This window comes from Roseomonas sp. FDAARGOS_362 (genome assembly GCF_002754815.1).
GTDB lineage: Bacteria > Pseudomonadota > Alphaproteobacteria > Acetobacterales > Acetobacteraceae > Roseomonas > Roseomonas mucosa.
This window is the reverse complement of record NZ_CP024588.1, coordinates 1,213,301-1,225,297: the sequence shown is the minus strand read 5'-3', so window position 1 is coordinate 1,225,297 and position 11,997 is coordinate 1,213,301. Positions and strand designations below refer to the sequence as shown.

General features: G+C 72.4%; 11 protein-coding genes. 9 read left to right on the top strand and 2 right to left on the bottom strand.

The annotated features are described in order from the left end of the window. The first annotated feature begins 48 nt into the window (after window positions 1-48). A complete protein-coding gene (locus CTJ15_RS10530) occupies window positions 49-690 on the top strand; it encodes a hypothetical protein (RefSeq protein WP_075823387.1) in 642 nt (213 codons plus the stop codon). Between the two features lie 52 nt (window positions 691-742). On the opposite strand, the gene CTJ15_RS10525 is transcribed toward CTJ15_RS10530, so the two are convergent. Continuing rightward, window positions 743-2,596, bottom strand: coding sequence for an alpha/beta hydrolase (locus CTJ15_RS10525; protein WP_075823388.1), 1,854 nt, complete (start codon window positions 2,594-2,596; stop codon window positions 743-745). 136 nt (window positions 2,597-2,732) lie between these two features. Here CTJ15_RS10525 and CTJ15_RS10520 point away from each other — a divergent pair, with 136 nt between their 5' ends. The 7 genes from CTJ15_RS10520 to CTJ15_RS10490 all read left to right on the top strand — a co-directional run bounded on the left by CTJ15_RS10520 (window position 2,733) and on the right by CTJ15_RS10490 (window position 10,086). After that, the gene (locus CTJ15_RS10520; RefSeq protein WP_126281866.1) at window positions 2,733-3,032 is read left to right on the top strand and encodes a hypothetical protein; all 300 of its coding nucleotides are present in this window, start codon (window positions 2,733-2,735) and stop codon (window positions 3,030-3,032) included. Then, complete coding sequence (locus CTJ15_RS10515; protein WP_099781556.1) at window positions 3,017-3,361, top strand: hypothetical protein; 345 nt, start codon at window positions 3,017-3,019, stop codon at window positions 3,359-3,361. The genes CTJ15_RS10520 and CTJ15_RS10515 overlap by 16 nt, the downstream gene beginning before the upstream one ends. Window positions 3,362-3,533: 172 nt before the next feature. After that, window positions 3,534-4,757 (top strand): LL-diaminopimelate aminotransferase, encoded by a 1,224-nt coding sequence (locus tag CTJ15_RS10510; protein ID WP_019462599.1) that lies wholly within the window; start codon window positions 3,534-3,536, stop codon window positions 4,755-4,757. Next, on the top strand, window positions 4,754-6,046 hold the full coding sequence (locus CTJ15_RS10505; RefSeq protein WP_019462600.1) for a homoserine dehydrogenase: 1,293 nt from the start codon (window positions 4,754-4,756) through the stop codon (window positions 6,044-6,046). The genes CTJ15_RS10510 and CTJ15_RS10505 overlap by 4 nt, the downstream gene beginning before the upstream one ends. A gap of 15 nt (window positions 6,047-6,061) precedes the next feature. Beyond that, complete coding sequence (gene glpX / locus CTJ15_RS10500) at window positions 6,062-7,051, top strand: class II fructose-bisphosphatase (protein ID WP_019462601.1); 990 nt, start codon at window positions 6,062-6,064, stop codon at window positions 7,049-7,051. Window positions 7,052-7,055: 4 nt separating this feature from the next. Continuing rightward, complete coding sequence (recJ, locus tag CTJ15_RS10495; protein ID WP_099781555.1) at window positions 7,056-8,861, top strand: single-stranded-DNA-specific exonuclease RecJ; 1,806 nt, start codon at window positions 7,056-7,058, stop codon at window positions 8,859-8,861. Between the two features lie 214 nt (window positions 8,862-9,075). After that, on the top strand, window positions 9,076-10,086 hold the full coding sequence (locus CTJ15_RS10490) for an NAD(P)-dependent alcohol dehydrogenase (RefSeq protein WP_075822494.1): 1,011 nt from the start codon (window positions 9,076-9,078) through the stop codon (window positions 10,084-10,086). Between the two features lie 48 nt (window positions 10,087-10,134). Here the strand turns inward: CTJ15_RS10490 and wrbA are convergent, their stop codons facing one another. Next, complete coding sequence (gene wrbA / locus CTJ15_RS10485; protein ID WP_019462604.1) at window positions 10,135-10,734, bottom strand: NAD(P)H:quinone oxidoreductase; 600 nt, start codon at window positions 10,732-10,734, stop codon at window positions 10,135-10,137. A gap of 157 nt (window positions 10,735-10,891) precedes the next feature. Between wrbA and CTJ15_RS10480 the strand changes: the two genes are divergently transcribed. Further along, window positions 10,892-11,881, top strand: coding sequence for an NAD(P)-dependent oxidoreductase (locus tag CTJ15_RS10480; RefSeq protein WP_075822493.1), 990 nt, complete (start codon window positions 10,892-10,894; stop codon window positions 11,879-11,881). Window positions 11,882-11,997 lie beyond the last annotated feature (116 nt).

Here is an 11,997-nt window from a genome sequence, read left to right as displayed (position 1 = left end):
CCCGGGGAGCGCGGTTGCCGAGCCGCTCCGGGGATGGGAAGACAGCCTATGCAACGACGATTCCTGCTGCTGGCCCTGCTGCCGCTCGCCGCCTGCGCCGAACTGCGCGCCCCGCGCCGGCCGATCCCGCCGCCGCCCGGCCTGCTGGCCGGCCCCGACCAGGGGCGGCAGGCGATCCGGGAACTCGACGCGGCCTTCCGCAACGGCGCCGCCGCGCTGCGCGGCCATCCGGACCGGATGGCACGGGCCGCGGCGATCCTGGAATGGCTCTGCACGGACCTCGCCAGCAACCCGCGCTGGAACCCGGTCTCGCCGGGGGTGAAGCAGGTCGTCTACACCGCCCGCGACGAGGTGCGGAACGCCCTGGGCATCCAGCCGGAGGTGACGGGACAGGAGGCGGCCTCGGTCATGGCCCAGGTCGCCCGGGAACTGGCCGATGGGCAGGAGGTGCGCGCCCAGGCGCTGCTGGAGGACGAGCGCCGCTTCCGCAACGGCGGGGAGCGGGTGATCGCCCGGCTGCGCGACCCGGGCCCCCTGCCGAACAGCGAGATCGCCCTCGGCGCATTGGCGCAGGAGGTGGCGCGGCTGGATTCGGTGAACGGTTGGGTGGTGCAGCCCGCCGCCGATCCCTCGCTGACCGGCACGCGCGGGCTGGAGGACGATTCCTACCGCCCCGCACCGGGCTTCTGACCGCCGCCCCCAACCGGGTTCTCCGGCCAGGGGGCGGCGGCGGGCGCCGCGATCAGTCCTGCGCCATCACCTTCACGTACTCGCCCGGCGCATCGGCCAGGGCCGGCAGCTTGCCGGCGCCCGGCTCCCGGGCGGGCACCTGCGCGTGGTCGAGGCCCGTGACCCAGCGCTGCCAGTCCGGCCACCAGGACCCGGCGAGCTCGGTCGCACCCTCCAGCCATTCCTCCGGATCGGCGGGCAGCGCCTCGTTGGTCCAGTGGCTGTACTTGCCGCTTTCGGGCGGGTTCACCACCCCTGCGATATGCCCCGAGGCGGCGAGCACGAAGCGGATCGGCCCGCCATAGATCTGCGTGGCGCGATAGGTGCTCTTCCAGGGCGCGATATGGTCCTCGCGCGTGGAGAGCAGGTAGACGGGGATCTTGATCTTCCGCAGGTCGATCGGCACCCCGTCCAGCGTGATCCCCCCCGGCTTCACCAGGTCGTTCTGCTGGTACATGCGGCGCAGGTAGAAGCTGTGCATCCTCGCCGGCATGCGCGTGCTGTCGTCGTTCCAGAACAGCAGGTCGAAGGGGAAGGGCTCCTGCCCCAGCAGGTAGTTCTGGACCACGAAGCTCCAGATCAGGTCGTTGGCGCGGAGCATGTTGAAGGTGTTGGCCATCTCCCCGCCCGCGAGGAAGCCGCGCTCGCCCATCTTCTGCTCGACGGCCTTGAGCTGCACCTCGTCGATGAAGACGCTGATCTCCCCGGCTTCCTCGAAGTCCGTCATGGTGGTGAAGAAGGTGGCGCTCCTGATGCGCGTGTCGCGCTTCGCCGCCATGTGCGCGAGCGTCGCCGCCAGCAGCGTGCCGCCGAGGCAGTAGCCGATGGCATTGACGTTTCGCTCCCCCGTCGCCTGCTGGATCGCGTCCAGCGCGGCATAGGGGCCCTCCTTCATGTAGTCCTCGAAGTCCTTCTCCGCGAGCTGCTCGTCCGGATTGACCCAGGAGCAGACGAAGACCGTATGCCCCTGCGACACCGCCCAGCGGATCAGGGAGTTCTTCGGCCGCAGGTCGAGGATGTAGAACTTGTTGATCCAGGGCGGCAGCAGCAGCAGCGGCCGCTTGAGCACCTTCTCCGTGGTGGGGCTGTACTGGATCAGCTCCATCAGGTCGTTGCGGTACACCACCTTGCCCGGCGTCACCGCGATGTTCTCGCCGATCGCGAACTTGCTGCGGTCGGTCATGCTGATGCGCAGGTTGCCCTTGCCGCGCTCCAGGTCGGTCAGGAGGTTGGTCAGCCCCTTCAGCAGGTTCTCGCCGCCCGTCTCGGCGGTGCGGCGCAGCACCTGCGGGTTGGTCATCAGGAAGTTCGTGGGGCTCATCGCATCCACGAACTGCCGCGTGTAGAAATCGACCTTCTGGGCGTTCTTGGGGTCGAGCTCGCTCTCGGTGCCCCGCACCACGTTCTGCATGTACCGCGCGGACAGCAGGTAGGACTGCTTGATGAAGTCGAAGACCTCGTTCTCGCGCCAGGCATCGTCCTTGAAGCGCTTGTCCTTGCTGTCCTCGGAGATGACCGGCTGGACCTCGCCCCCCATCATGCGGCGGGCGGTGTTGCCCCAGAGGGTGAGATAGTCCTGCCAGAAGCCCATCTGGGCCTGCATCAGTCGGGCCGGGTTGGCCATCAGCCGGCTGGCCATCTCCATGAAGGCGCCGCCGAGGTTGAAGGGATCGAGCGGCGTGCCGCCCTCCACCTGCGGCATGCCGCCGGGGCGGCCGCCCAGCTTCTCCGCGGTGTCGCCCTGGCGCCGGATGAAATCGGCGACGATGCGCTGGCTGCGTTCCGCGACATCGGCCATGGTCCGGCTCACCAGGGCGGGGTCCGGCAGGCGGAAACCAGGATCGGGCGTCTTGTCACTCTGGCTCATCGGCGTGTTCCTGGTGCTCTCCCGGCCTGTGGCATCCGGTGGCTTCACGCTTCGCCGGTTCTGCGGCAAACCTCGGTCCGAAGGGTATGGACCGGTGGGAATGCCCCGCGGGAACCCGGCCGGGCGGGAAGTGCAGATGATCCACAAGCCGATCAAACCTAGGTTGCGCGGGCAGGGGCGGCAAGCAGCCGCGCCGCTTTTGGCGCTGCGGCATCGGCCGCGCCTGCCGCGGTCGCTGGGCCTGCTGGCCTGCCTGCTGTCGCTGGGCGCCTGCGTCGGCTCGCCGGGTGAGGGGCCCTTCGACTTCGTGCGCCAGATCCGCGGCAACGGCCTGGACGGGCGCGCGGCGCCGCCGGGGCTGGAGGAGGGCTTTCCCAACCTGGCCCGCATCCCCCCCGCCCCGCCCGGGGCGAGGCCTCGGTGCGCGAACAGCTGACCACCGCGCTCGCCACCAACCGGGCCGCGGCGGCGCAGCCCGTCGCGCCGGACGCGCCGGTGCCCGACCCGCCGCGCGCCCCGGGGGCGGAGCTGGTGCCGCACAGCCCGCCGCCGCCGCCGAGCCTGGCCTCGGCCCCGGCCATCGGTCCCGGCGCCTCGACCCCGGCGCTGCGCTCCGGCGCCCCCGATCCGGGCAGCGCCCCGCCCGCCGCGCCGCCGGCCGAGATGCTGGCGCCCCCCTCGGCCCCCCGGCGCCGCCCGCGCCGGACCTGCTGGCCCCGCCCGCCGCGCCGAAGCCGGGAACTCCCTGAGCCGGGAACCCCCTGAGCCGGGAACCCCCTGAACGGACCGGCGCCGTGCGGAGTGGCCTCCCCCCGGTCTCTCCTGCCGGGCACGGGGCGGCTCTCCGGCAGGGTCGTTGCCCGATGGCCTCGCGCTGCGGCGCGAGGAGGGCTACCCTGGAAGCTTCGACGAACCGAGGGCCCGAAGGGCTACACCCATGAGTGACGATTTCCACCGCATCCGCCGCCTTCCCCCCTATGTCTTTGCCGAGGTGAACGGCGCCAAGGCCAAGGCGCGTGCCGCCGCGGAGGACATCGTGGACCTCGGCATGGGCAACCCCGACAGCCCCACGCCGCCGCATATCGTGGCCAAGCTGGTGGAGGCGGTGCAGGACCCGCGCACCCACCGCTATTCCGCCTCCAAGGGCATCCCCGGGCTGCGCAAGGCGCTGGCGAACTACTACGCCCGCCGCTTCAACGTGCAGCTCGACCCGGAAACCGAGGTCGTGGCCACGCTGGGCTCGAAGGAAGGGCTGGCGAACCTCGCCCAGGCCATCACCTCGCCCGGCGACACGATCCTGGTGCCGAACCCGTCCTATCCGATCCACCAGTTCGGCTTCATCATCGCCGGCGCCTCGGTGCGCAGCATCCCGCACACGCCGGACGAGGAGATGCTGCGCGCCATCGACCGCGCGGTGCGCCATTCCGTGCCCGCGCCCACCGCGCTGATCGTGAACTTCCCCTCCAACCCGACGGCGCTGCTGGCCGATCTCGACTTCTACCGGGAGGTCGTGGCCATGGCGCGGAAGCACGGCTTCTACGTGCTCTCCGACCTCGCCTATGCCGAGCTGTACTTCGGCGACAAGGTCCCCCCCTCCATCCTGGAGGTCCCGGGCGCCAGGGACGTGGCCGTGGAGTTCACCTCCATGAGCAAGACCTACAACATGCCCGGCTGGCGCATGGGCTTCGCCGCCGGCAACCGCAAGCTGATCGCCGCGCTGACGCGGGTGAAGTCCTATCTCGACTACGGCGCCTTCACGCCGATCCAGGTCGCCGCCACCGCCGCGCTGAACGGGCCGCAGGACTGCGTGGCCGAGATGCGCACCCTGTACCGCGACCGGCGCGACCTGCTGGTCAAGGGGCTGCGGCAGGCGGGCTGGGACGTGCCGCTGCCGGAGGGCTCGATGTTCGTCTGGGCGCCGATCCCGGAGCGCTTCGCCCATCTCGGCTCGGTGGAGTTCTCCAAGCTGCTGCTGGCCCGGGCCAAGGTCGCCGTCGCCCCCGGCATCGGCTTCGGCGAATACGGCGACGGCCATGTCCGCATCGCCACGGTGGAGAACGCGCAGCGCATCCGCCAGGCGCTGCGCGGCATCCGCTCCTTTCTGGCCGCCGATAACGGCGGCCCCTCGACCGACACTTCCGCGGAGCTCGTGCGCGCTTGACCCGTCCCCTTTCCGTCGCCCTGGCCGGTCTCGGCACCGTCGGCGCGGGCACCCTGCAGATCCTGCGCGCGAATGCCGAGCTGATCGCCGCCCGCGCCGGCCGCCCCATCGCCGTGACCGCCGTGGCGGCGCGCGACCGCTCGCGCGACCGCGGCATCCCGCTGGACGGGCTGCGCTGGTACGACGACCCTGTCGCCCTCGCCCATGATCCGGCGGTGGACGTGGTGGTCGAGGCGATCGGCGGTTCCGAGGGCGCCGCCCGCGCCACGGTCGAGGCGGCGCTCGCCGCCGGCAAGCCGGTGGTGACGGCGAACAAGGCGCTGCTCGCCGTGCACGGCGCCGCGCTGGCCCGCTCGGCGGAGATGCGGGGCGTGCCGCTGGCCTTCGAGGCGGCGGTGGCCGGCGGCATCCCGGTCATCAAGGCGCTGCGCGAGGGGCTGGCGGCCAACCGCTTCCAGCGCGTCACCGGCATCCTGAACGGCACCTGCAACTACATCCTGACGCAGATGCGCGAGCGCGGGCGGGAATTCGCCGAGGCGCTCGCCGACGCCCAGCGGCTGGGCTATGCCGAGGCCGACCCCTCCTTCGACATCGACGGCGTGGACGCGGCGCACAAGCTCGCCATCCTGGCCGCGCTCGCCTTCGGCCGCCCGGTGGACTTCTCCGCCGTGCATGTCGAGGGCATCCGCAACGTCACCGCGCTCGACATCAAGCTGGCCGAGGAACTCGGCTACCGCATCAAGCTGCTGGGCCTGGCGCGCTGCACCGAGCGGGGCGTGGAGACGCGGGTGCATCCCTGCATGATCCCCGCCGCCTTCCCGCTGGCCCGCGTGGACGGCGTCTTCAACGCCGTGGTGGCGGAGGGCGACTTCGTCGGCCGCGTGGTGCTGGAAGGCCGCGGCGCGGGCGCCGGGCCGACCGCCTCGGCCGTGGTGGCGGACCTGATCGACATCGCGCGCAACCGGCACACGCCCGTCTGGGGCGCCGGCCTGGACGACCTCGCGCCGCTGCCCTCCCTGCCGATGGAGGAGCGCACCGGCGCCTACTACCTGCGGCTGATGGTGGTGGACCGGCCCGGCGTCATCGCCGACGTGACCGGCGCGCTGCGCGATTCCGGCATCAGCCTGGAATCCATGCTGCAGCGCGGCCGCGCCCCGGGCGAGGCGGTGCCCGTGGTGCTGACCACGCATGATTCGTCGGAGCGCGCGATGCGCAAGGCCATCGCGCGGATCGAGGCTTTGGAGACGGTGCTGGAATCCCCGGCGCTGATCCGGATCGAGAGTTTCTGAGGAGAGCGGGAAGCGATGAGCGAAAGCGGCATGTCCCTGAAGGCGGACCGCAACCTGGTCATGGAGCTGGTCCGGGTGACCGAGGCGGCGGCGCTCGCCTGCTCCTCCTGGATCGGGCGAGGCGACAAGAACGCCGCCGACGGCGCGGCGGTGGACGCCATGCGCCGCGCCTTCGATGCGGTCGCCATCGCCGGCACCGTGGTCATCGGCGAGGGCGAGATGGACGAGGCGCCGATGCTCTACATCGGCGAGAAGGTGGGCCTCGGCGGGCCGGAGATGGACATCGCCGTGGACCCGCTGGAAGGCACCAACATCTGCGCCACCGGCGGGCCGAACTCCATCGCCACGCTGGCGGTGGCGGAAAAGGGCGGCTTCCTGCACGCGCCCGACATCTACATGGACAAGCTCGCCATCGGCCCCGGCCTGCCGGAAGGGGTGGTGGACCTCGACGCCTCGCCCGAGGAGAACCTGCGCGAGCTGGCCAAGGCCAAGAAGGTCTCGATCAACGACCTGATGGTCTGCACCCTGGGCCGCGACCGCCACAAGCCGCTGATCGAGGCCTGCCGCCGCGCCGGGGCGCGCATCACCCTGCTGCCGGATGGCGACGTGGCCGGCGTGGTGGCCTGCGCGCAGGAGGATTCGGGCATCGACATCTACATGGGCTCGGGCGGCGCGCCGGAGGGCGTGCTGGCCGCCGCCGCGCTGCGCTGCACCGGCGGCCAGATGCAGGGCCGCCTGCTCTACGAGGACGACGCGCAGATCGCCCGCGCCAAGGAGATGGGCATCACCGACCCGAACCGGAAGTTCCTGGTGGAGGACATGGCCAGGGGCGACGTGATGTTCGCCGCGACCGGCGTGACCTCCGGTGCCTTCCTGCGCGGCGTGCGCCGTACCAAGACCGGCGCGGTGACGCATTCCATCATCATGCGCTCCAAGACCGGCACGGTCCGCTACATCGAGGGCCACCACAACTCCCAGCGCAAGCCCGGCAGCTTCTTTGCCTGAGGGAATGGGGCCTGAGGGGCTGGCCGCATCGGTGGCGGCGGAGCCTGTGCTGGGGGTGGCGCAGAGCGTCACCGGCCGGCGCTGGCTCTGGCGCGGCGGCGACGAGCGCCTGGGCCTCGCCATCGCGCAGCGGCTGGAACTCCCCGAGATCGTCGGCCGCCTGCTCGCCGGGCGCGGCGTGACCGCGGACACCGCGACGGATTTCCTCGATCCGACGCTGCGCGCGCTGCTGCCCGACCCGTCCTGCCTGAAGGACATGGATACGGCGGCGGCGCGGCTCGCCGATGCCGCGCGCCGGGGCGAGCATGTGGCCGTCTATGGCGACTACGACGTGGACGGCGCCTGCGCCGGCGCGCTGACCGTGCGCGTGCTGCGGGATCTGGGCTGCGAGGTCACGCATTACGTCCCCGACCGCATCCGGGAAGGCTACGGCCCCAACGGGCCGGCCATCGCCGGGCTCTGCGACCGGGGCGCGACGCTGGTCGTCTGCGTCGATTGCGGCATCGCGGCGCATGAGGCGCTGGAGGCGGCGCGCGGCCGGGCGGATGTGGTGGTCCTCGATCACCACAAGTCCGAGGGCCCGGTGCCCGATGTCGCGGCGGTGGTGAACCCGAACCGCCTCGACTGCCCCTCCGGCCTGCGGCATCTCTGCGCCGCCGCCGTCTGCTTCCTGGCCGCGGTGGCGCTGCTGCGCACGCTGCGCCGCACCGGCTTCTTCGCCCACCGGGCGGAGCCGCGCCTGCTGGCGCTGCTGGACCTCGTGGCACTGGCCACGGTCTGCGACGTGATGCCGCTGGTGGGGCTGAATCGCGCCCTGGTGGCGCAGGGCCTCAAGGTCATGGCCCGGCGCGAACATGCCGGGATCGCCGCGCTGCTGGAGATGGCGGCGGTGAAGGAGGCCCCCACCGCCCATACACTGGGCTTCGTGCTCGGGCCGCGCATCAACGCCTCCGGCCGGATCGGCGAGCCCGACCTCGCGCTGCGCCTGCTGCTGCTGGACGACCCGGTCGAGGCACGCGCCATCGCCGCCCGGCTCGACGAGGTGAACCGCCGGCGGCAGGAGGTGGAGGCCGACGTGCTGACCGGCGCCTTCGCCGAGGCGGAGCGGCAGGCCGAGGCCGGCAGCCCCGTGCTGATGATCTGCGGCGAGGGCTGGCATCCCGGCGTGGTCGGCATCGTGGCCGGGCGGGTGAAGGAACGCTTCAACCGCCCGACCCTCGTGGCCTCGCTGGCCGAGGGGCTGGCGCGCGGCTCGGGCCGCTCGGTGCCGGGGGTGGACCTCGGCGCGGCGGTGATCGCGGCACGGCAGTCCGGCCTGATGCTGACCGGCGGCGGCCACGCCATGGCGGCCGGCTTCTCCTTCGAGGCGGGGCGGATCGAGGAGGTGCGCGCCTTCCTCCACGAGCGTCTGGGCCATGCCAACGCGCTGCCCGCCGCGGCGGACCTGTCGGTGGAGGGCACGATCAGCGTCCAGGCGGCAACGGCGGGTTTCGCGGCGGAGGTCGGGCGGCTGGCGCCCTTCGGCCCCGGCAACGAGGAGCCGGTCTTCGCCATCCGCCGCGCCCGCATCGTCCGCGCCGACCGCGTGGGGCGGGAGGGCGGCACCGTCCGCGCCTTCCTGGAAGGCGAGGGGGGAGGGCGCCTGAAGGCCGTCTGCTTCCGCGCCAAGGAAGGCCCGCTGGCGCACCTCCTGCTCAATTCCGGCGGCCTGCCGCTGCATCTCTGCGGCACGCTGCGGGCGGAAAGCTGGAACGGCACGGTCTCCGCCTCGCTGCACGTCCAGGACGCCGCCCCGGCCCTGGAAGGCTGACCCAGGCAGCGGCGCCTCCCGGCCGCGCCGCGCTTCGTGGCCGGCCACCGGGGGAAAAGGTGAAGCCTTGTCCCCCGGAACGGCGCAACGACTCGGCCCGCTGACGCGCGGGCAAGGCGGTGCCGGGTTGAAACCCTGGCGTCCGGCCCCCATTCCGGAGCGGGGTCCCGGCAATCGGGCCGGCGGGCCCCGCATGGAACGGGGAGTCGCGACGATGCGCGCCTATCATCTGCCCAAGGCCGGGGCGATCGAGGACCTCACCCTCACCGCCCTGGAAACGCCACGCCCGGCCCGCCGGCAGGTGCTGGTGCGGATGCGGGCGGCCTCGCTGAACTACCGCGACCTCCTGGTGGCCACCGGCCGCTACGGCAAGACGGAGGTCCGGCCGGGGCTGGTGCCGTTGTCCGACGGGGCGGGCGAGGTCGCGGCGGTGGGGCCGGACGTGACCCGGGTGAAGGAAGGCGACCGGGTGGCCGGCATCTTCATGCAGGGCTGGATCGCCGGGCCGCCCGACGAATCCTACCGCGCCACCGCCCTGGGTGGCTCCATCGACGGGGTGCTGGCCGAGTACGTGCTCTTCGAGGAAGAGGGGCTGGTCCACCTGCCGGAACACCTGTCCTTCGAGGAAGGCGCCTGCCTGCCCTGCGCCGGGGTGACGGCCTGGAACGCCCTGACCGCGCTGCGCCCGGTCGGGCCGGAACAGACGGTGCTGCTGCTGGGCACGGGCGGCGTCTCGATCTTCGCGCTGCAATTCGCCCATGCCGCGGGGGCGCGGGTGATCGTGACCTCCTCCTCCGACGAGAAGCTGGCGCGGGCGAAGGAACTGGGCGCCGCCGAGGGCGTGAACTACCGCACCCACCCGGACTGGGAGAAGGAGGTCTGGGCGCTCACCGGCAAGCGGGGCGTGGACCATGTGGTGGAGGTCGGCGGGGCAGGGACCCTGCCGAAATCCATCGCCGCGACCCGCGTGGGCGGGGCCGTCCACCTCATCGGCGTGCTGACCGGGGGGCAGATCGACCCGCTGCCGGTCATGCAGAAGGCCATCGACCTGCGTGGCGTCTTCGTCGGCTCGCGCGAGATGTTCGAGGCGATGAACCGCGCCGTCGCCTTCCACCGGATCCAGCCGGTGATCGACCGGGTCTTCCCCTTCGAGGAAGCCCAGGCCGCCTATCGCCACCTGGAAAGCCAGGCGCATCTCGGCAAGGTGGTGATCCGCTTCGCCTGAGGCGGCAGCCGGCCGGGGGCAGGCAAGGCCCGCCCCCGGTCCCCTGCTTCAGCCCGCGAGCTTCGCGGCGATCTTCGCCACATGCGCGCCCTGGAAGCGGGCGAGCTCCAGCTCGTTCGTGGAAGGCTGCCGCTGTCCCTGCCCGCCGGCGATGGTGGAGGCGCCGTAAGGCGTGCCGCCGCTCACCTCGTCCAGCGTCACCAGCCCCTGCGCCGAATAGGGCAGGCCGACCAGCACCATCCCGTGGTGGAACAGCATCGTGTGCAGGCCCATCAGCGTCGTCTCCTGCCCGCCATGCTGGCTGGCGGTGGAGGTGAAGGCGGAGCCGACCTTGCCGATCAGCGCGCCCTTCGCCCAGAGGCCGCCGGTCTGGTCCCAGAACTGCGCCATCTGCGAGGTCAGCCGGCCATAGCGGGTCGGGCTGCCGACGATGATGGCATCGTACTCGGCCAGTTCCTGCGGGCTGGCCACGGGCGCCGCCTGATCCGCCTTGCCGCCGGCCGCGGCGAAGGCCGCCGGGTCCATGATCTCGGCCACGCGCTTGACCGTCACCTCGGCCCCGGCGCCGCGCGCGCCCTCGGCCACCGCCTGCGCCATGGTCTCGATATGGCCGTACATCGAGTAGTAGAGGACCAGAACCTTGGTCATGCCGTGTCTCCTCGGGGAAAACCCGGTCGCAGACTTGGACCGGGCGAGGGGGCCACGCCATCCGGGGCGTTATCATATCTCGTAATGGCGGCGATGGGCCCCGCGGATCGGCCGCCGGCCGGTGGCGCGTCGCGGCGCTTCCTGGCATTCGGGGGCGATGCGCCTCCACATCCAGAATCCCCCCGCCTCCGACCTCCGCATCACCCCGGCCCAGTGGGCGGCGGCGATCGCGCGCCACCCGGACATGGCCGGCATCGCCATGACCATGGCGGAAGACCCCCGGGGCCTGGAGGAAGGGCTGCGCGAGGCCGAGGTGCTGGTGACCTGGACGGGACTGCCCGGCGATCCCCTCCGCGCGGGGCCGTTGCGGCAACGCGCGCCGCGCCTGCGCATCCTGTCCTTCACCTCGGCCGGGGTGGACCGGCTGGCGCCCTTCGACTGGCTGCCGGAGGGCGTGGCGATGCTCAACAACCGCGGCACCCATGGGGACAAGGCGGGCGAGTTCGCCATCATGGCCCTGCTGATGCTGCGCAACCACATCCCCTTCTTCGCGGAATGCCAGCGGGAGGGACGCTGGGCGCCGCGCCTCGCCCCCAGCCTGGCCGGCGCCACGCTGGGCGTGCTGGGCCTGGGCGCGCTGGGCGGCGCCACGGCCCGCCGGGCGCGGCAGTTCGGCATGCGGGTCCTGGGCATCCGCCACGGCAGCGATCCCCATCCGGACTGCGACGAGACCTTCCCGCAGGAGGCGCTCGATTCAGTGCTGCCGCGCTGCGACATGCTGGTCCTGGCCTGCCCGCTCACCCCACGGACGCGCGGCATCCTGTCGCGGGAGCGCCTGTCGCGGCTGCCGCGCGGGGCAGGGGTGGTCAACATCGCGCGCGGCCCGGTCTGGGACCAGGATGCCGTCTGCGACCTGCTGGAAAGCGGCCACCTTTCCGCCTGCCTGACCGATGTAGCGGTGCCGGAGCCGCTGCCGCCGGAAAGCCGGCTCTGGCGCACGCCGGGCCTGTTCGTGACGCCCCACATGTCGGCGGACGACCCGCTGGTCTACAACGACCGCACGCTGGACATTCTGTTCGAGAACCTGCGGGCTGAACGCAAGGGGAACCCCCTGCCGAACCGCGTCGATCCCGGGCGCGGCTACTGAGGGAACGCGGCTGACGGCAAGGGCGGCCGCGGAGCCGAGGCCGGCATGGGCGGCGCGCACCGGACAGTTTGCCCTGCCCGGCACGCACCGCACCAGCCGGAGCGGGGAAAGGAAAG